The sequence below is a fragment of the Streptomyces sp. 1222.5 genome (assembly GCF_900105245.1).
Taxonomy (GTDB): domain Bacteria; phylum Actinomycetota; class Actinomycetes; order Streptomycetales; family Streptomycetaceae; genus Streptomyces; species Streptomyces albidocamelliae.
On the sequence record NZ_FNSZ01000001.1, the window covers coordinates 1,412,155 to 1,429,126 of the forward strand.

Annotated in this window: 14 protein-coding genes; 7 read left to right on the forward strand and 7 right to left on the reverse strand. The window is 72.8% G+C overall.

The features are described 5' to 3' along the window. Positions 1-15: 15 nt before the first annotated feature. Together BLW57_RS06445 and lysX are read right to left on the reverse strand one after the other, a co-directional pair. Entirely contained in the window at positions 16-852 is an 837-nt protein-coding gene (locus BLW57_RS06445; RefSeq protein ID WP_093472796.1) for a polysaccharide deacetylase family protein, read from the reverse strand. 90 nt (positions 853-942) lie between these two features. Beyond that, complete coding sequence (gene lysX / locus BLW57_RS06450; RefSeq protein WP_093472797.1) at positions 943-4,221, reverse strand: bifunctional lysylphosphatidylglycerol synthetase/lysine--tRNA ligase LysX; 3,279 nt, start codon at positions 4,219-4,221, stop codon at positions 943-945. Between the two features lie 89 nt (positions 4,222-4,310). Here lysX and BLW57_RS06455 point away from each other — a divergent pair, with 89 nt between their 5' ends. Together BLW57_RS06455 and BLW57_RS06460 are read left to right on the forward strand one after the other, a co-directional pair. Next, complete coding sequence (locus tag BLW57_RS06455; RefSeq protein WP_093472799.1) at positions 4,311-4,781, forward strand: universal stress protein; 471 nt, start codon at positions 4,311-4,313, stop codon at positions 4,779-4,781. A gap of 203 nt (positions 4,782-4,984) precedes the next feature. Further along, positions 4,985-6,409 (forward strand): APC family permease, encoded by a 1,425-nt coding sequence (locus tag BLW57_RS06460; RefSeq protein ID WP_093472800.1) that lies wholly within the window; start codon positions 4,985-4,987, stop codon positions 6,407-6,409. On the opposite strand, the gene BLW57_RS06465 is transcribed toward BLW57_RS06460, so the two are convergent. Next, a complete protein-coding gene (locus BLW57_RS06465) occupies positions 6,410-7,573 on the reverse strand; it encodes a CapA family protein (RefSeq protein WP_093472802.1) in 1,164 nt (387 codons plus the stop codon). A 215-nt stretch (positions 7,574-7,788) separates the two neighbouring features. On the opposite strand from BLW57_RS06465, the gene BLW57_RS06470 reads away from it, so the two are divergent. The 4 genes from BLW57_RS06470 (at position 7,789) to BLW57_RS06485 (ending at position 10,493) form a co-directional block, all read left to right on the forward strand. Then, entirely contained in the window at positions 7,789-8,358 is a 570-nt protein-coding gene (locus tag BLW57_RS06470) for a sigma-70 family RNA polymerase sigma factor (RefSeq protein ID WP_093472803.1), read from the forward strand. A 152-nt stretch (positions 8,359-8,510) separates the two neighbouring features. Further along, a complete protein-coding gene (locus BLW57_RS06475; RefSeq protein WP_093472805.1) occupies positions 8,511-9,026 on the forward strand; it encodes a hypothetical protein in 516 nt (171 codons plus the stop codon). Positions 9,027-9,177: 151 nt separating this feature from the next. Further along, a complete protein-coding gene (locus BLW57_RS06480; RefSeq protein WP_093472806.1) occupies positions 9,178-9,831 on the forward strand; it encodes a zf-HC2 domain-containing protein in 654 nt (217 codons plus the stop codon). Positions 9,832-9,908: 77 nt separating this feature from the next. Continuing rightward, a complete protein-coding gene (locus tag BLW57_RS06485) occupies positions 9,909-10,493 on the forward strand; it encodes a hypothetical protein (protein WP_218138112.1) in 585 nt (194 codons plus the stop codon). An 8-nt stretch (positions 10,494-10,501) separates the two neighbouring features. On the opposite strand, the gene BLW57_RS06490 is transcribed toward BLW57_RS06485, so the two are convergent. The 3 genes from BLW57_RS06490 to BLW57_RS06500 all read right to left on the reverse strand — a co-directional run bounded on the left by BLW57_RS06490 (position 10,502) and on the right by BLW57_RS06500 (position 14,880). Then, positions 10,502-11,365 carry an Fpg/Nei family DNA glycosylase gene (locus BLW57_RS06490; protein WP_093472808.1) on the reverse strand — a complete coding sequence of 288 codons (864 nt, stop codon included), beginning with the start codon at positions 11,363-11,365 and terminating at the stop codon, positions 10,502-10,504. Between the two features lie 152 nt (positions 11,366-11,517). Beyond that, the gene (locus tag BLW57_RS06495) at positions 11,518-13,584 is read right to left on the reverse strand and encodes a SpoIIE family protein phosphatase (RefSeq protein WP_093472809.1); all 2,067 of its coding nucleotides are present in this window, start codon (positions 13,582-13,584) and stop codon (positions 11,518-11,520) included. A gap of 90 nt (positions 13,585-13,674) precedes the next feature. Continuing rightward, the gene (locus BLW57_RS06500; RefSeq protein WP_176985487.1) at positions 13,675-14,880 is read right to left on the reverse strand and encodes a DUF6777 domain-containing protein; all 1,206 of its coding nucleotides are present in this window, start codon (positions 14,878-14,880) and stop codon (positions 13,675-13,677) included. A 106-nt stretch (positions 14,881-14,986) separates the two neighbouring features. On the opposite strand from BLW57_RS06500, the gene BLW57_RS06505 reads away from it, so the two are divergent. Then, on the forward strand, positions 14,987-16,408 hold the full coding sequence (locus tag BLW57_RS06505; protein ID WP_093472811.1) for a lipase maturation factor family protein: 1,422 nt from the start codon (positions 14,987-14,989) through the stop codon (positions 16,406-16,408). A gap of 33 nt (positions 16,409-16,441) precedes the next feature. On the opposite strand, the gene BLW57_RS06510 is transcribed toward BLW57_RS06505, so the two are convergent. Continuing rightward, positions 16,442-16,909 (reverse strand): DUF4231 domain-containing protein, encoded by a 468-nt coding sequence (locus BLW57_RS06510; RefSeq protein ID WP_093472812.1) that lies wholly within the window; start codon positions 16,907-16,909, stop codon positions 16,442-16,444. Between the last annotated feature and the right edge of the window lie 63 nt (positions 16,910-16,972).

Consider the following 16,972-nt stretch of genomic DNA (forward strand, 5'->3'; position numbering starts at 1 on the left):
GTCCGCGCCGCCGGCTCAGGTGGGCCGGCGGCTCGGCACGGTGAGGTGGTATCCGGAGTCGATCAGGTAGGGCAGCCATTCCCGGATCGCGCGGACGGTCTGCGAACGGTCCCCGCCCGCGTCGTGCGAGAGCACCACGACGCCGGGTGCGGCGCCGCCCTCCACCCGGTCGATGATGGTGTCGGTGCCGGGCACCTCCCAGTCGGTGGTGTCCACGGTCCACGCCATCGGTTCCATGCCCATCTCGGCGCCGAGCTGGAAGGCGGCCCGGTTCCAGGCCCCGTAGGGCGCGCGGAACCACTGGGGACGGTCGCCGTAGGTGTCCTCGATGACGTCGCTGGTGCGCTCCATCTCGGAGCGGATCTCCTTGCGGTTCATGGTCGTCAGCAGCGGGTGCGTCCAGGTGTGGTTGCCCACCACGTGGCCCTCGTCGGCCATCCGGACGAGCAGTTCCCGGTTGTCGACGACGCACTCCCCGCACACGAAGAACATGGCCCGCACGTCGTACTTGGCGAGGGTGTCGAGGATGTGCGGGGTGTACGCCGGGTTCGGGCCGTCGTCGAAGGTCAGCACCATGCGCCGGCCGCGTCCGGAGATCTGCAGGATGGGTTCCTTGCGCACCTTGAGCTTGCGGGGCGCGGCATGCGGCGGTCCGTACCCGGTGAGCGGCTGGAGCCGGAAGGCGGACGGCTTGAGGGCCTGACGGGCCTGCGGGCCCCCGGCGGGCGCCGCGGTTCCGGCGGTCTCCTCGCCGCCTCCCGCCAGGACGACTCCGGCCGTGCCCGCGGCCCCCGCGGCGGCGCCGCCGGCGAGGAGCATCCGGCGTCGCGTGAACAAGTGATCCTTCTGCATGACCCATCAGTCGCCCTGCCGGGCGCCGCCGCACCGCAACGCCGTCGGTGCGGCGGCCGGAATGCACCCGTACGGCGCAGTGGGCGGTGGTCACCGGTGGCGGACGAGCGGGAAGGGGAGCGTCTCGCGGATGGTGAGGCCGGTGAGGAACATGACGAGCCGGTCGACGCCGATGCCGAGCCCGCCGGTCGGGGGCATCGCGTACTCCAGGGCCTGGAGGAAGTCCTCGTCCAGTTCCATGGCCTCGGGGTCGCCGCCGGCGGCGAGCAGCGACTGCTCGGTGAGGCGGCGGCGCTGTTCGACCGGATCGGTCAGCTCGGAGTAGGCCGTGCCGAGTTCGGTGCCGAAGGCGACGAGGTCCCAGCGTTCGGCGAGCCGGGGGTCGGCGCGGTGCTGGCGGGTCAGGGGGGAGACGTCGGTCGGGAAGTCCTTGTAGAAGGTGGGCAGCCCGGTCCGTTCCTCGACGAGCCGTTCGTACATCTCCAGCACCACGTCACCGGGCCCGTCGTCGGCGGTGTAGGGCACTCCGGTGCGGTCGCACAACCGGTGCAGCCGCAGCAGTTCGGTGCCGGGGCCGATCTCCTCGCCGAGGGCCTCGGAGAGGGCGCCGAACACGGTCTTCACGGGCCACGGCCCGGAGATGTCGTACTCCTCGCCGCCCTTGCGGGCCACCGGGGAGCCGAAGGCGGCGGTCGCCGCGCCCTGCACGAGTTCGCGGACCAGGTCGAGCATGACGTCGTAGTCGGCGTGCGCCTGGTAGGCCTCCAGCATCGTGAACTCGGGATTGTGCTTGTAGGAGACGCCCTCGTTGCGGAACGTGCGGCCGAGTTCGAAGACCTTCTCCAGGCCGCCGACGCACAGCCGCTTCAGGTACAGCTCGGGGGCGATGCGCAGGTACAGGTCGAGGTCGTAGGCGTTGATGTGAGTGGTGAAGGGACGGGCGTTGGCGCCGCCGTGGATCTGCTGGAGCATCGGGGTCTCGACCTCGATGTAGCCGCGCTCCAGCAGGCCCTGGCGCAGCGCCTGCACGGCGGCGGAGCGGGCCCGGAGGACGGCGCGGGCCTCGGGGCTGGTGGCGAGGTCGAGGTAGCGGCGTCGGACCTTGGCCTCGGGGTCGGTGAGGCCGCGCCGCTTGTCGGGCAGTGGGCGCAGGCATTTGCCGGTGAGCTGCCAGGAGGTGACGAAGACGGTGGGCTCGCCCCGGTCGCTCACCCCCGCGCGGCCGGTGGCGGTGATGTGGTCGCCGATGTCGGTGTCGGCGGTGAAGCGGTCGAGTGCGGCGCCGGAGTCGTCGCGGGTGAGGGCGATCTGGTGGTCGCCGGACCAGTCGCGCAGTACGGCGAAGACGATGCCGCCGAAGTCGCGGACCAGCATGACCCGTCCGGCGACGGTGACGTCCTCGCCTGGCGGGACGTCGGCGAGGGCGTGCGTCGGGGCGGGGACGCCGACCGGGTAGGGATCGGTGCCCGTGGCGCGCAGCCGGTCGAGCCGGTGGTGCCGGACGCGGACCTGGTCGGGCAGGCCCGCGTCCGGGGCGGCGGGCCCGGCCTGGTCCCCTCCGTCGAGGCCGAGCGCCGTCAGGGACGGCAGCCCTTCCGTGGTGGCGGGCCGCTGCCCGGCCTTCGGGTGCCCCTTTCCCCAGAGTTTGCGCAACGACGGTACGGAAACGAAACCTTCGGCGATCCCGGAGGCCAGCCCGATGCGGGCGAGGGCCCCGGTCTCGCCGTAGCAGATGAACCGCGGGTACCACTCGGGCCGGTACTTGGCGTTGGAGCGGTAGAGCGCCTCCAGTTGCCACCAGCGGGAGAAGAACAGCAGCAGACGGCGCCAGAGCCGCAGGACGGGTCCCGCGCCGATGCGGGCGCCCTCCTCGAAGACGGACCGGAAGGCGGCGAAGTTCAGCGAGATCCGGCGGATGCCCAGTTTGGGGGCGACGGCGCACAGTTCGGCGACCATGAACTCCATCACCCCGTTGGGCGCGGCCCGGTCACGGCGCATCAGGTCCAGGGAGACGCCGTCGCGGCCCCAGGGCACGAAGGAGAGCAGGGCGAGCAGCCGGCCGTCCTCGCCGAGGGCCTCCACGAGCAGGCAGTCGCCGTCGGCTGGGTCGCCGAGCCGGTCCAGGGCCATGGAGAAGCCGCGCTCGGTCTCGGTGTCCCGCCAGGCGTCGGCCTTGCGGACGACCTCCTCCGTCTCGTGTTCGGTGAGGGTGGCGTGGCGGCGGATGCGGGTGGTGGCGCCGGTGCGGCGGACGCGGTGCACGGCCTGCCGGGTGACGCGCATGTCCCGGCCGTTCAGGTCGAAGGCCGCCACCTGGACGATCGCCTCGTCACCGAGCTGGAGGGCGCCGAGCCCGGCACGGGCGTAGGCGCGGGCGCCGTCCTCGGACGCGCCCATCACCGCGGGCGCCCAGGCGTGCCGGCGGGCCACGTCCAGCCAGGCCCCGATGGCGTGCGGCCAGGCCTCCGGGTCGCCGACGGGGTCGCCGCTGGCCAGGCACACCCCGGCCTCGACGCGGTAGGTGACGGCGGCCTTGCCACTGGGTGAGAAGACGACGGCCTTGTCGCGGCGGGTGGCGAAGTAGCCGAGGGAGTCGCGTTCGCCGTAGGCGGCGAGGAGGGCGCGGATGCGGGCCTCCTCGTCGTCGTGCAGGGCGGCCTCCAGGCGCTGGGAACGGAACAGCGCGGCGGCGGCGTTGAGCAGGGCGAGGGCGCCGAACAGGCCGAGGAGGAAGGTGACGCCGCGCGGCGGACGGCCGTCGAAGGAGCTGTTCGACACCAGTCCGCCGCACACCCGGTCGGCCGCCCAGGCCAGGTGCTGGCCCGCCGGGAGCGTGCCCGGGAACAGCGAGACCAGCCCCCAGCCCACCAGGATCGCCACGACGAGGCCGGCGATCAGCACGCCGAGGGCCCGCCACACGGCGCCGCGGCGGGAGGCCGCGTAGAACTCCCCGCGGGCCGCCACCAGCAGGAGCAGCAGCAGCGCGCACAGGATCAGCGACGGCAGTGACTGGGAGTAGAGGCCGAGGGCCACGCCGAGGGCGTCGGTGAGGACGAGCAGGCCGAGGTAGACGACGACCAGCCACCAGGCGACCTTCTTGCGGGCGGCGGTGGCGCCGGCCAGCAGGAACAGGAAGACGGCGTAGGCGAGGTTGGCGCTGATCGGGACCAGCAGCAGGTCGAGGGCGCGGACGACCGGGCGGAGCAGGACGCGCAGCGGGGCGACGAACGCGAGCAGGGCGCAGAGCAGGCCGAGCGCTGCGAAGAGGGCCGCGAAGGCCTCCGGCACCCAGCCGAGGCGCCCGCCCGTGGGCGGTCGTACCGGCCTCGTCGCGTCCTCGGCGGCGGCCGGCCCGGCGGTGGCGGTCATGGTTCCGACTCTAGGAAGGGCGCGGGCGGCTCGCCCGTCGAGCGGCCCCGGCCCTCGGCGGGAACCACAGGTTCCGATAGCCTCGGTTTGTGACGGAGCAGCACGAACAGCACGCGCACCAGTTCGAGCGGGGCACGGACGGCCCCAAGGTCATCGTGGTCGGGGTCGACGGCTCGGACTCCTCGCTGCGCGCCGCCGCCTACGCGGGCGGTCTGGCCCGGCGGCAGCGTGCGCTGCTGGCCGTGGTGTACGTGCAGCCGGTGCTCGCGGCCGGCGCGGCGCTGGGGGCGCCGGTGGCGGAGACGACCGACGAGATCGCCGAGGACCTGGTCTCCTACATCCGGGAGGCGACCGAGCGGGTGCGGGGGATATTCGAGCTCCGGTGGGAGTTCCACACCTTCCGCGGGGACCCGTACAACGGCCTGGTGAAGGCGGCCGACGAACTCAAGGCCGACGCGGTGGTGGTGGGTGCCTCGGAGCAGGCGGGCCACCGGATCATCGGCTCGGTGGCGGTGCGGCTGGTGAAGGCGGGGCGCTGGCCGGTGACGGTCGTCCCGTAGCGCTGATCGGGCGGGACCGGCCCGGATCAAGCAGTATGGGAGGAATTCGGCCGCTCATCGATCGTCCGGTCAGCCTCCGGGTTGTACGGCCACGCCGGCGCCCGGTGCGCTGCCGGGCCGTGCGTGGCGTCTTCCGTCCGGAGCGCCCCTGGGACATCATGATCCGCCGTCAGCCGTTTGCCGTCGGCGAAGAGGTGAGGCGCATGGCCAGGCTCCGTCCGGGTGAGGGGATTCTCCGCCGCAAACCCATCGAGCACATCGAGGAGACAGAGATCGGCGAGGGCCCGCGCCTCGACCGGTCGCTCGGTCTCGGGCAGCTCACGGCCATCGGCGTGGGCGGCATCATCGGCGCCGGCATCTTCACGCTGGCCGGCACGGTGGCCAACGGCACGGCCGGCCCTGCGGTGCTGGTGTCGTTCCTGATCGCCGGTGTCGCCAGCGCCTGCGCGGCCCTGTCGTACGCCGAGTTCGCGGGCCTGATCCCGAAGGCCGGATCGGCGTACACGTACGGCTATGCCGTGCTCGGCGAGTTCGCGGGCTGGTTCATCGGCTGGGACCTGCTGCTGGAGTACACGGCGATCGTGGCCGTGGTGGCCATCGGCATCTCCGGCTACTTCAGCTTCCTGGTGGAGGAACTGGGCGCGGACCTGCCCGCCTGGATGCTGGGCGCGCCCGGCACCGGCAGCGGGCACCGGGTCGACCTGTTCGCCGCGGTGCTGTGCCTGCTGATCGCCTGGCTGCTGAACCTGGGCATCCGCAGCGCCGCCCGGTTCGAGACGTTCGTGGTCGCGCTGAAGGTGCTGGTGGTGCTGCTGGTGATCGGTGTGGGCGTGTTCCACATCAACACGGCGAACTACCACCCGTTCTTCCCGTTCGGCATCAGCGGGGCGTTCACCGGTGCGGCGACCGTGTTCTTCGCGGTGTTCGGCTACGACGCCATGTCGACCGCGGCCGAGGAGTCGAAGGACGCCCAGCGGCACATGCCGAAGGCGATCATCTACTCGCTGGCGATCTCGATGGTGCTGTACGTGGCGGCCTGTCTGGTGCTGACCGGCATGCAGAACTACAAGGACATCGACCCGGAGAGCGGCTTCTCCTCGGCGTTCAAGTCGGTGGGCCTGGCCGGTCTCGCGGACGTGATCGCGGTGGGCGCGATCATCGGCATCCTCACGGTGATGTTCACGTTCATGCTGGGCGTGACCCGGGTCTGGTTCTCGATGTCCCGGGACGGACTGCTGCCCAGCTGGTTCGCCAAGACGCACCCGACGCGGCACGTGCCGACCCGGGTGACCTGGATCGTCGGCGCGGCCTCGGCGCTCATCGCCGGGTTCCTGCCGATCGCCGAGGCGGCCGAGCTGACCAACATCGGCATCCTGCTGGCGTTCGTGGTGGTGTGCGTGGCGGTGATCGTGCTGCGCTACCGACAGCCCGATCTGCCGCGTTCCTTCCGCACCCCGTGGATGCCGTTCGTGCCCGCGCTGGGTGTCGTCTTCTCGATCTGGCTGATCACGTTCCTCCAGTGGCAGACCTGGGTGCGGTTCGCCCTGTGGTTCGTGGTCGGGTGCGTGGTCTACTTCAGCTACTCCTACCGGCGTTCGGCGCTGGCCCGGCAGCGGCCGACCGAGTGATCACCGCCCCATGACGAGGCCGTCCCCGGCCGCTCCGCGGCTGAGGACGACGTCCTTGATCCGGTCGCGCACCCCGTCCAGCTCGGCACCCTGGGCGATCGCCCGGTTCACGTCGAGGACGCGGCCGGCGTCGACGTCGTACACCTGCGGGACGAACTCGGCCCGGGTCACCCGCCAGCGGCCGCCCGCGGCCGCCGGGGGGGCGAAGGTGAAGCGGCCCATGGTGGACTCGTTGCCGCGCCGGTCCTGGACGCCCTTGCGGTCGAACATCTCGCCGGCGATCTGGTCGCCCATGCCGTAGACCACCCAGGTCCCGTTGACCTTCTCGTACGCCTGCGGGACGTGGGCATGGGTGCCGAGAATCAAGTCGATGTCCGGGCGGCCGCCCGTCGCCGCGGCGGTGAGCTTCCGGGCCAGGTCGAGCTGCAGCCGGTCGGGGGCGTCCTGCCATTCGGTGCCCCACTGCACGGAGACCACGACCACGTCGGCGCCGGCCCTGCGGGCACCGCGGGCGTCGGCGATCATCCGGTTCGCGTCGATCACCTTGAGGGCCCAGGGCTGCCCGGCGGGCAGCGGAGTCCCGTTCGTGCCGAAGGTGTACGCCAGGTGGGCGACCCTGGCCCCGCCGGCCCGGTGGACCGCGACGGAGCGGGACTCGGCCTCGGTGCGGGCGGTGCCGGCATGCCGCAGGCCGGCGGCGTCCAGGGCGTCGAGGGTCCGCCGGATGCCGGCGGCGCCGTCGTCCAGGGAGTGGTTCGAGGCGGTGGCGCAGCCGTCGTAGCCCGTCACCGCGAGGGCCTGGGCGATCTGCGGCGGTGACTTGAACGTCGGGGAGCCGGAGTAGGCGCCGTCGGCGCCGTAGACGGTCGTCATGTGACACAGCGCCAGATCGGCGCGGGAGACGTCCGGTTCGATCCCGGAGAGCATCGGGCGGAAGTCGTAGCCGTTGCCGCCGGCGTCGAACGAGGCACGTTCGACGACCGAGGTGTGCGGCAGGATGTCGCCGGAGGCGACCAGGGTGAAGCCGCGGGCCGCCGGGGCGGCCGGTGCCGGGGCGGCGGGTGCCGGACGGGCGGTCTGCTGCCGCTCCTGGTTCTGGCAGGCGGCCGCCGCCGCGAGAAGGGCGGTCAGGGCCAGGGCCACCTGTTGTCTGCGTCCGATCATCAGCTCACCCCTGGATCCTCTTATTTACAGACCAAGCCATGACGGGCATATGGGTACGAAGCTGGCCCTCCGCGTAAACGGTTCGGGCACTCTCATTAGCCCGTCCGGTGCCCTGCCGGACCGTTCGCCGACCGTTCGCCGACCCGATCGACCGTCCGTCGCAGAGCGGTGCGCGCCCCCTTTCCCGGGGCGGCGCCCTGCGCTGGCATACGGCCATGACGGCCGGAACCTCAGTGATCCGCGGGACGACGACACCGACCCACGGGACGACGACCGCCGAGCACGAGCTGGCCACGCTCCAGCGCGAGCACGGCGGGCCCCTCTTCGCCCTGCTGCTCAGACTGTGCGACGGGGACCGGCAGCGCGCCGAGGACCTCGCCCAGGAGACGCTGGTGCGCGCCTGGCAGCATCCCGAGGCGCTGCACGCCGACGCCTTCGACTCCGTACGGCCCTGGCTGCTGACCGTGGCGCGGCGGCTCGCGATCGACGCGCGGCGGGCCCGGCAGGCCCGGCCGCCCGAGGTCGGCGACGCGGTCCCGGAGGACGCCCGGGTGACCGCCGACCACGCCGAGCGGGCCGCCGCCGTGCTGGACGTCCGGGAGGCTGTGAAGACACTCACTCCGGAGCACCGTGACGTCCTCGTACTCGTGTACTTCCGCGGGGCCAGTGTGGCGGAAGCGGCGCAGATCCTGGGTATTCCACCCGGTACCGTGAAATCTCGCGCGTTCTACGCGCTCCGCGCCCTGCGCCGGGTCCTTCCGGGTTATGCGGCCGACCTGCACTGAAACCGGGAGCCGGGTCAAACCTCGGTAAAGCGCCTTGCTGTGGGCCCCGTTCGGGCAATGGGCTGTCCTCATCCGCGTTCCGGGCGGCGGCGGGGACCGCGATCCCGAGAGGCTCGGGCGACGCGCACGTACCGGAGGAAGGGCAGGAAGGGATGCTGCACAGAGGTCACGAGAGCACGGACGGCACAGGCGGCGGGGAACTGACCGTCCCCATGGCCTGGTTGTACGCCGAGTACATCGCCGACGAGTTGCTGCGCACCGGCGATCTGATGCCGCCGACGTCCTTCGAGTTCCGGGCCGGGCGGGACGCGCTGGCACTGACCGTCTTCCTGTCCGACACCGACGGGGAGCTGTCCGGCATCCGGGTGATCTCTCAGCTGGAGAACTGGCTGTCGCTGACCGCCTACGACCAGCCGTGGCGGGACTGGGTGCGCACGCGCATGGCCGAGCTGACCGCCGGGGACGCCGGTGCCGGCACACCCTCGCCGGATCTCGCCCTCGCGGCGGAGGCCTGGCGATGGCTGGAGGAGACCGAGCTGCTCGCGCCGGACCTGGACGCGGTTCCGGGCGGTCCGGCGGTGTTCGGCGAGGACGACGGGCCGAAGGTGTGGACACCGGCCTGGCGGCTCGGGCTGCCCCTCGGGCACCTCGCGATCCACCTCTTCTGAACCGTCCGGAATTCACACCAATCCGCGGGCCGGGCCGCTCCGAATCTCTTGTCCGGGATTCTGTGCGCGGCTTGAGTGATTCGGCTGTCGGCTGCGTACGGGTGGGAGCAAGGAGTAACCCCACCCATACCCTTCGGCACGAGGATTCGGCATGAGGTCCCTGGAACGGCATCGCGACGTCGGCGCGTACGCGCTCGGCGTGCTGGACGAGGCGGAGGCCTTCCGCTTCGAGGACCACCTCATGGAGTGCCCCCGGTGCGCGGCACAGGTGACCGAGTTCGGGCCCACGGCCCGGCAGCTGTTGCTCTACCGCCGGGCGACGCCGCGCTTCGTGCACCCCATGGCGCAGGCCGGGCCGCGGCTGCTGGACCGGCTGCTCGGTGACATCTCGCTGCGCCGCCGCTCACGCCGGCGCCGGGCGCTGTACGGGCTGGCCGCCTCGGTGGTGCTGGCCGTGGCCGGATCCGGGATCGTGGCCTTCTCCGGCCACGCGCGGCCGACCGCGCACACCACGGCGGCGACCGACCCGCGGACCGGGGTGTGGGCCCGGGTGACCACCGCGGACGAGGACTGGGGCAGCGATCTGCGGCTGGAGGTGAAGGACGGGTCGGGCTCGCACGTCTGCCGGCTCGTCGCGATCGGCGACGACGGCACCGAACAGGTCGTCGCCGGCTGGGCCAATCCGGCGAACGGGACCCACCCCACGACCACCCTCGGCGCCGCCCAGATGCACCCGGACGAGATCGCCCGCTACGAGGTCCGCACGGCGGACGGCGAGCGGCTGGTCACCCTGGAGTCCCGATAACGTCACGAGGACTTGACCGGAGATCGACGTTAGGTGAGCCTTACCTCAGTTTATTGTGAGCCCGCCAGGAGATCTCTGTGCCCGCGTCGCCACGTCCCGAGCCGTCCGCGTCCCCCCAGGCGACGTCCGCCCCGCGGGTGAACCTGTACGACACCTGGTGGACGGTCGCGGCGGCCGCGGTCGCCGTCAGCCTCGGACTCTGGGCCTGCGCGTGGGTCTCGCTCCATGTGCGCGTCGACGCCACCCTGCACACCGCGGCCCTCTTCGTTCATCTGGCCTCACTGGTGCTCGGCTTCGGAGCCGTCCTGTCGGCGGACTACCAGGCCCTGCTGTGGCTGACCGGCCGGTGCACCCTGCGTGACGCCCTGAACGCGGCGAACCGCCTGCACGTCCCCATCTGGGCGGGTCTCGCGGGCCTCGTGGCCAGCGGCGTCCTCCTCAACCCCGACCTCGGGTCCCTCCTCACCCGCGTCAAGCTCGGCCTGGTCCTGGCCCTCACCCTCAACGGGCTCCAGGCCGGTCTGCTCGGCCGCCGCATGGCCGGGCAGCAGACCGCGACCGTCGGCCGTCGGCTGCTCGGCCGGGCGACCGGCACGGCGCTCGTGTCACAGATCTGCTGGTGGGGTGCCGTGTTGATCGGCTTCCGGAACAGCCAGCGCTGACCCGCCCCTCATTTCAGCAGCCGGGAGAGCCGGCGGTCCGCCAGGGGCTTGCCGCCCGTCTGGCAGGTGGGGCAGTACTGCAGCGAGGAGTCGCTGAAGGAGACCTCGCGGATGGTGTCCCCGCAGACCGGGCAGGGCTCGCCGGTGCGGCCGTGCACCCGCAGGCCGCTCTTCTTCTCGGCCTTCAGGCGTCCGGCGGCCACTCCGCGGGAGCGTTCGACCGCCTCGGTGAGCGTGGTGCGCAGCGCCTCGTAGAGGTGGTGGGTCTCGTCCGGGGTGAGCGAGGCCGCCAGCTTGAACGGCGACATCTTCGCGGCGTGCAGGATCTCGTCGCTGTAGGCGTTGCCGACGCCGGCGATCAGGGACTGGTCCCGCAGCGCCCCCTTGAGCTGCCGTCTCTCGTCCTTCAGGAGCGCGGCGAAGCGGGCCTCGTCGAAGTCGTCGGCGAGCGGGTCCGGGCCGAGCCGGGCGACACCGGGGACCTCCCCGGGGTCACCGACGACGTACACCGCGAGGCGCTTCTGGGTGCCGGCCTCGGTGAGATCGAAACCCTCGCCGGTCTCCAGCGCCACGCGGAGCGCGAGGGGGCCCTTCCCCGGCTTGGGCGGACCGTCGGGCAGCCGGTCCTTCCACTGCAGCCAGCCCGCGCGGGCGAGGTGCGTCACCAGATGCAGCCCGCTGTCCGCCTCCAGGTCGAGGAACTTGCCGTACCGGCGCACGGCCGTCACCTCGGCGCCCTCCAGGGCGGTGACCGGCGGGTCGTAGGTCTTCAGGACACTGATGGCGACGGGCAGCACCCGCACCACCCGGCGGCCGACCAGGTGCTCGGTGAGGAAGTCCGTCAGCGCTTCTACCTCGGGCAGTTCCGGCATACGTCCAGGGTGCCATCCGGCACCGACGACGCCAGGCGCGGCGCCGTCCCGCTAGGGCCTGTCGTTCGGATCAGGCCGGCCTGGCTCATGGTGCCTTGTCGGCCGCCCCGCGACGCGGGCATGATCCGAACGACAGTCCCTGACGACAGGCCCTAAGGCACCCGGAACTCGCACCACACCGCCTTGCCGCCGCCGCGTGCCTCCACGCCCCAGACATCGGCGAGCCGGTCGACGAGGAGCAGGCCGCGGCCGGAGACGTCGTCCTCCCCCGCCTCGCGGCGGCGCGGCAGGGCGCTGGAGGCGTCCTCGACCTCGATGCGGAGCCTGCGGCCGGCGCCCTCCAGGGCCCGCAGCGTGACGATCGCCGCGCCCTCGGTGTGCATCAGCGCGTTGGTGATCAGCTCGTCGGCGACCAGCTCGACCTCGTCGGCGCGGTCATGGGCGCCCCAGGAGCGGACGGCGGCGCGGATCATGTGGCGGGCCTGGGTGAGGGCCTCGGGGTCGCCGGGCGCCACGTGCTGCTGGAGCCGGCCGCCCGCCCGGGAAGCCTCCGGGACACGACGACGCAGCAGGAGCAGGGCAACGTCGTCCTCGCCGCCCTGCCGCTCGGCCATCCGGATCAGCAGGTCGGCGAGGGCGCGCACGTCGTCCGGGCCGTCCGCGATGAGGTCCGCGAGGCCGCGCATGCCGTCGTCGAGGTCGGCGCCGGGCTGTTCGACGAGCCCGTCGGTGCACAGCAGCAGGGTGTCGCCGGGATCGAGCTCGAGGGTGCAGACCGGGTACTCCAGACGGCCGAAGTCGGCGGACAGGCCGAGCGGGAGCCCGCCCGGGACGGGGACGCGCCGGCAGGTGCCGTCGGCGTCCCGGAGCAGCGGGTCGATGTGCCCGGCGCGGACCGCCTGGACGACTCCGGTGGACAGGTCGGCCTCCGCGTACAGGCAGGTGGCGAAGCGGTCGGTGTCGAGTTCGTGGAGGAAGACCGAGGCGCGGGCCATCACGGTGGCCGGGGGGTGCCCCTCGGCGGCGTAGGCGCGCAGCACGATCCGCAGCTGCCCCATCACCGCCGCCGCGTGCGTGTCGTGCCCCTGGACGTCGCCGATGACCGCGCCGACGCGGCCGCCGGGCAGCGGGATCAGGTCGTACCAGTCGCCGCCGATGTCCCGGCCCACCGTCGCCGACCGGTAGCGGACGGCGACGTCGGCGCCGCGCACGCTGGGGATGGTGCGGGGCAGCATGGCCTGCTGGAGCCCCTGGGCCACGTCCTTGTCCTGCTCGTAGAGCATGGCGCGCATGAGGCTCTGCCCGATGCTGCTGCCGAGCGCGACGAGCACGGCCCGCTCCTCGTCCGAGAAGCCGCGCCGGTCGTCGTAGAGCAGGCCCATGGCCCCGATCGGGCGGGCCTGGGCGATCAGGGGCAGATAGGCGGCCGAGGTGATGTGCAGGTCGGTGAGGTGGGGCCAGAGGATCGGGTAGTGGTCGGCGAACTCCTCCGGCGACTCGATGAACCGCGGGACGAGCGTGCGGACGACCTCGCTCATCGGGTACGGCTCGTCCGTCCGGGTGACGCGGGTGCCGGGGACGAAGCTGTCGGCCGGGCCCTCCGCGACGAGCCGGATGCGGCCCGCCTCCACCAGGCCCATGACCAGGCTGGCGGCGCCGAGGTTCTCGATGCCGTGGGTGTCCTTGAGGATCTCGATGACGTCCTGGACGCTCCGGGCGTGGGCGAGGGCGGCGGAGACGACCTGCACGATGTTGGTCTGCTGGCGGAAGGCCTCGTCCTGGGCGGCGCGCAGGCTGCGGGCGGCGCTGTCGGCGAGTTCCTCGGTGGCGTCGCGGACGATGCCGACGACCCGGCGCGGGCGGCCGGAGCCGTCGCGCCGGATGTAGCCCTGGGTGTGGGTCCAGCGCGAGGTGCCGTCGCGGCAGCGGATGCGGAAGTAGGCGCCGTAGTTCTCGCTGCCGTCCTTGATGGCTCGGGCGACCACCGAGTCGAGCCGGGCGGCCTCCGGCGGCGGCACTCGCCGGCTCAGCGATTCGGGGCGGCCGTCGTACTCCTCAGGCAGCAGGTCGAACACCTCGAAGGCCTGGGCGTCCATGTGGAAGAGACCGGCGTCCAGGTCCCAGTCGAAGCTGCCCATGTGGTTGAGCGCGAGAATCGGGTCCGGATGGGCTGGCCAGTCCTCCGGGAGTGACAGAGCACCCGCTCCCCGATCAGCCATGCGCCCACCTTGCCAGGATTTGCCCGATTATTCGACTTGATCGGCTTCGCCGACGGGGCCGGCCGCCGCTCTCGGGTCGCGGCGGCGGGCTCAGCCGTCCTGGACGTCCGCCAGGCCGTCGGGTACGGCTCCCCTCGGGTCCGGCGCGTCCGGCGGCCCGTCGGCCTCCGGTACGCCGTCGCCTGGCGGGTCCGGGTCGGCCGGGATCAGCCCGCCGCCGTCGGGCGGGTCCGGGAGCTCCGGGACGGTCGGCGGACCGATCTCGTCGAGCGGGTCCGGCTGGGGGACATGGGCGGCCGGCGCCTTCGGGAGGGCCGGGAGGCCCGGTCCCGGCGGCTGAGTGGTGCCGTCCGCGGGCGCGGCGCGCCCGTCCGCCCGGGCCGCGGCGGAGGGCGGTGGCGTGGCCGGCCCGCTCCCGCCGGCGCTGGGCTGGCCGCTGTCCGGCGTCTGCGCGCCGTTGGCGTCCTGGTGCGCCGGGTCGGCGGGCGCGGTGGCGGCGGCCCCGGCGGGCGCGGGGACGACGCGGTCGTGGCGGACGTCCTGACCGGTCCGGCGTTCGATCCAGGTGCGTCCGTCGGCGTCGAGGAGCGTGAGACTGGCGACGGCGCGGGGTGCCGGGGTCACCACGACCACCTGGTTCGGTTCGTAGGCGGGCCAGGCGGATCCGCTGACGCCGACGCCGCGGGCCGACCCCGGTGGCCCGAGCGGGTTGCCGCAGGCGCAGCGGACGCGGGGCACGCCCCGGTCGTCCACGAGGACGGCGGTACCGGCCTGCAGCACGGACTGGTACTGGACCGCCTGTCCGTCGCGGTAGCCGTTGTTCGTGACGCGGGTGTCGGCGCGGAGCACGACCGGGGTCAGACTCCGCAGGTGCCGGGGCACCTGCGACCGGGTGACGTTCAGCGCGGCGGCGAAGGCCTCGCCCCGGGCCGGGTCCGCCGCCAGGTAGCCGATCTGCCGCTCGACGTCGCAGCCGGCGACGTGCACGGCGCCCCGGTAGAGGCCGGGCGTCGCCCCGGAGACGGTCCGCGTCGGGCGCAGCGGCGCGAGGGCCCGTTCGGAGAGCGTCACCGACTGCGACGCCGCCGCGGTGGTGGGCGACGGAGGGGTCGGTGGCGCTGCGGCGACGGCGGCCGTCGAGTCGGTGAAGGGCTCGGCACCCCGGGCCCCGGCGGGCTCGAGGAAGAGCTCTTCACCCGTCTGGGCCTCCTTGACGCCCATGCCGGCGCAGCCGGTCACGAGCAGCGCCATCAAGAGGACGCAGGCCATGCCGATGGATCGGGTGGGTATCCGCACCGCATACTCCGCATCACTGTGGGTAATTCGGGACTATTGTCTGCATTGCACTCGTTTGACTGGCAACTCGGGGAACGCCTGGCCGCGAAGAAGGGCGCGCACCGCCGTGGACTGGTTCACCGCACCCGACTACTGGTGGAGCCGGCTGGTCCTCCAGCGGGGTCTGGCCGCGCTGTATCTCGTAGCGTTCCTGACGGCGGCGCTCCAGTTCCGGGCGCTCCTCGGGGAGCGCGGCATGCTGCCGATCCCCCGCTTCGTGGCGCGGGTGCCCTTCCGGCGGGCCCCGAGCCTGTTCCAGTGGCGCTACTCGGACGGCTTCTTCGCGGCCTGTGCCTGGGCGGGCTGCGCGGTGTCGGCGGCCCTGCTCGCCGGGGCGGACGCCGAACTGCCGCTGTGGGCGGGGATCCTGCTGTGGCTGGTGCCCTGGGCGCTGTACCTGTCGATCGTCAACGTGGGCCAGACCTGGTACGCGTTCGGCTGGGAGTCACTCCTGCTGGAGACGGGCTTCCTCGCCGCGTTCCTCGGCAACGACGACGTCGCGCCGCCCGTGGTCGTGCTGTTCCTTCTCCGCTGGATCCTGTTCCGGGTGGAGTTCGGCGCCGGGCTGATCAAGCTGAGGGGCGACGCCTGCTGGCGGAAGCTGACCTGTCTGGACTACCACCACGAGACGCAGCCGATGCCGGGCCCGCTGAGCTGGTTCTTCCACCATCTGCCGAAGCCGGTGCACCGGGCCGAGGTGGCCGCCAACCATCTGACCCAACTGGTCGTGCCGGTACTGCTGTTCACCCCGCAGCCGGTCGCCTCGGCCGCGGCGGCCCTGATGATCGTCACCCAGCTGTGGCTGGTGCTGTCCGGCAACTTCTCCTGGCTGAACTGGGTCACGATCGTGCTGGCCCTGTCCGCGCTGCGGCTGCCGGGATCCGCCCCGTCCGTGCCGCCGGCGCCGCTCTGGTACGAGGTCCTGCTGCTCGCCGTCGCCGCGCTGCTGCTCTTCCTGAGCTACCACCCGGTGACGAACATGATCTCCCGCCGCCAGGTCATGAACCGCTCCTTCGACCCCCTCCACCTGGTGAACACCTACGGCGCCTTCGGCAGTGTCAGCCGGGTGCGCTACGAGGTGGTGGTGGAGGGCACGCTGGACGAGGGGCCCCGCGAGGACTCGGACTGGCGGGAGTACGAGTTCAAGGGGAAACCGGGTGATCCACGGCGCTGGCCGCGCCAGTTCGCGCCCTACCATCTGCGCCTGGACTGGCTGATGTGGTTCGCGGCGCTGTCGCCCGCGTACGCCGGGGACTGGTTCGGCGGGCTGGTGGAGCGGCTGCTGGAGAACGACCGGGACACGCTGCGGCTGCTGCGCCGCTCCCCCTTCCCGCCGGACACGCCGCCCCGCTACGTCCGGGCCCGTCTCTTCCGCTACCGCTACACCAGCCGGCGGGAGCTGCGGGAGACGGGCGCGTGCTGGGAGCGGACGTACGTGCGCGAGTACCTGCCGCCCACGCGGCTGGCGAGCGCGGCTCGGATGCCGTAGCCGCGCCGGGCCGTCCCCTCGTGCGCGGTCCGGTCACGCTCCCACCGACGGCAGTGGCGGTTCGGTGCGCCCTCCCTGCGCCTCGGACCAGGCGCGCAGTTCGTTCGCGCCGACCTCCTCGACCACCGTCTGCAGGGCCTGGCGGGCCGTCGCGTCGCGTTCGGCCTCGGGCAGGAGCAGATAGCGGTCGAGGGCCCGGCGCAGCGACTCCCGCGCCTGCGCGGCGAGCACCCAGCGCGAGCCGGCCCCGTACAGCTGGCGCATGCCGGTGAAGAAGACGGCGCCGCCCGCGATCAGCGCGGTCAGCCAGGCCGGGGCGTGCAGACCGGCGGCCACGACCGTCACCGACGTGGTGAGGAGTGCGCCGAGTTCGGTGCCGTGGTGCAGCCGCCTGGCCCGGGTGCAGGCCCTCGTGTAGAACGCCAACTCCCGCCGGACGAGGGCCAGCAGGGGATCCTGTTCGGCCGCCCAGGTGGTGTCGGGGACCCTTCTTCGTCTCATCGGCACATCATCGGGGCTGTGTCCGTGCCGGGGAAAGCCACGACGGTGGCCGGGGCATCCGCG

What these genes read in the sequence shown, in the direction of transcription:
- BLW57_RS06445 (WP_093472796.1), bottom strand. Translation starts at nt 852, where the DNA reads ATGCAGAAGGATCACTTGTTCACGCGACGCCGGATGCTCCTCGCCGGC.
- lysX (WP_093472797.1), bottom strand. Translation starts at nt 4,221, where the DNA reads ATGACCGCCACCGCCGGGCCGGCCGCCGCCGAGGACGCGACGAGGCCG.
- BLW57_RS06460 (WP_093472800.1), top strand. Translation starts at nt 4,985, where the DNA reads ATGGCCAGGCTCCGTCCGGGTGAGGGGATTCTCCGCCGCAAACCCATC.
- BLW57_RS06465 (WP_093472802.1), bottom strand. Translation starts at nt 7,573, where the DNA reads ATGATCGGACGCAGACAACAGGTGGCCCTGGCCCTGACCGCCCTTCTC.
- BLW57_RS06470 (WP_093472803.1), top strand. Translation starts at nt 7,789, where the DNA reads ATGACGGCCGGAACCTCAGTGATCCGCGGGACGACGACACCGACCCAC.
- BLW57_RS06475 (WP_093472805.1), top strand. Translation starts at nt 8,511, where the DNA reads ATGCTGCACAGAGGTCACGAGAGCACGGACGGCACAGGCGGCGGGGAA.
- BLW57_RS06480 (WP_093472806.1), top strand. Translation starts at nt 9,178, where the DNA reads ATGAGGTCCCTGGAACGGCATCGCGACGTCGGCGCGTACGCGCTCGGC.
- BLW57_RS06490 (WP_093472808.1), bottom strand. Translation starts at nt 11,365, where the DNA reads ATGCCGGAACTGCCCGAGGTAGAAGCGCTGACGGACTTCCTCACCGAG.
- BLW57_RS06495 (WP_093472809.1), bottom strand. Translation starts at nt 13,584, where the DNA reads ATGGCTGATCGGGGAGCGGGTGCTCTGTCACTCCCGGAGGACTGGCCA.
- BLW57_RS06510 (WP_093472812.1), bottom strand. Translation starts at nt 16,909, where the DNA reads ATGAGACGAAGAAGGGTCCCCGACACCACCTGGGCGGCCGAACAGGAT.